A 1,478-nucleotide genomic window follows, 5' to 3' on the forward strand; every position below is an offset into this window, starting at 1 on the left:
CGCGCTCGGCTCGGTGGTGGGGCTCGACGGCATCCTCGGGATCTCGATCCTGGCGCTGCTGGCCTCCTTCGACAACAGCAACGGCGGGCTCTGGCTCGCCTTCACGGGCCGCTACGGCGACGCCCGCGACCGCGGCGCGTACATCGCCTCCGCCGTCAACGACGGGCCCTTCCTCACGCTGCTCTTCCTCGGCGCCTCGGGCCTCGGCGACATCCCGCTGCTCGCCCTCGTCGGCGCGATCGTGCCCTTCCTGCTCGGCGTGCTCGTCGGCAACCTCGACGCCCAGTGGCGTGACGTCCTCAAGCCCGTCCCGAACATCGTCATCCCCTTCTTCGCCTTCGCGCTCGGGACGGGCATCGACCTCGGGTCGGTCGTCACCGGCGGCCTGTCCGGCCTCGCCCTCGGCCTCGTCGTCGCCCCGGTGACGGGCGCGCTGGTCTACGTCGGCTGGCGCTTCCTCCTGCGCCGCGGCGCGAAGTCCGGCGTCGGCTTCGCCGCGGGCACGACGGCGGGCAACGCGATCGCCACGCCTGCGATCGTCGCGGCGGCGGACCCGCGCTTCGAGCAGTACGTGGGGACGGCGACGGCGCAGGTCGCGGCCTCCGTGCTCGTGACGGCCATCCTCGCGCCCGTGCTCGCCTCCCTCGTCCTCAAGCGCGCCGGCGCCCTCGACGAGTCCTCGAGCACGGCCGACGCCGGGACGGGCCCCGTGGACGAGGGCCGGGGGACGGGCCTGTGACGGACGCCCCCACCGCTCCCAGGGCGGACCTGCCCGGCCGCCCGTGGGACGCCGCGCTCGTGGCGGACGACCTCACGGGCGCCGGCGACAGCGCGGTCCGCTTCGCCGACCTCGGCTGGCGCACGCTGCTGGCGGTCGGCGCGGACGCCGGCACGGCCGCGGCCCCCGACGGCGACGACCCGTGCGTCCTCGCGACGAGCACCGACGTCCGCGCCGCCGCCCCGGCGGTGGCGCGCGAGGTGGTGCGCCGACGGGTCGCGGCGCTGCTCGGCGCAGGCACGCCGCGCGTCTACCTCAAGGTCGACTCGACCCTCCGCGGCTCCGTGGCCGACCAGGTCGAGGGCGCGCTCGCCGCCTGGGTCGCCGCGCGCCCCGACGGCTTCGCCGTCGTCTGCCCCGCCTACCCGGCGATGGGCCGCACCGTCACCGGCGGCCGCGCCCTCGTGCGCGGGCGGCCCCTCGAGGAGGGGCCCGCGGGGTCCGACCCGGTGACGCCCGTGCGCACGTCCGTCCTCGCCGAGCTGCTGCCCGGGGCCCACCACGTGCCCGCGCCGGAGGCGCTCGCGAGCACGGCCCCGGAGGCGCTCGCGAGCACCGCGCCGGAGCAGCCCGGCGCCGCCGACGACGTCGACACGGCCGCCGCGGCGCTGGCCGCGGCCCTGCTCGCTGCGGCCGACGGCGGGCACCGCCTGCTCACCGTCGACGCGGACGACGACGCCGCGCTCGACGTCGTCGCCCG

Annotated in this window: 2 protein-coding genes; both read left to right on the top strand. The window is 78.1% G+C overall.

Translation table 11 applies throughout. The annotated features are described in order from the left end of the window. A partial coding sequence (locus HLB09_RS17025) for a 2-keto-3-deoxygluconate permease (RefSeq protein WP_171204475.1) occupies positions 1-739 on the top strand: 739 nt, incomplete at its 5' end. Then, a partial coding sequence (locus tag HLB09_RS17030; RefSeq protein ID WP_322790243.1) for a four-carbon acid sugar kinase family protein occupies positions 736-1,478 on the top strand: 743 nt, incomplete at its 3' end. The genes HLB09_RS17025 and HLB09_RS17030, both read left to right, overlap by 4 nt.

Source organism: Pseudokineococcus marinus (assembly GCF_013004605.1).
Taxonomy (GTDB): Bacteria; Actinomycetota; Actinomycetes; order Actinomycetales; family Quadrisphaeraceae; genus Pseudokineococcus; species Pseudokineococcus marinus.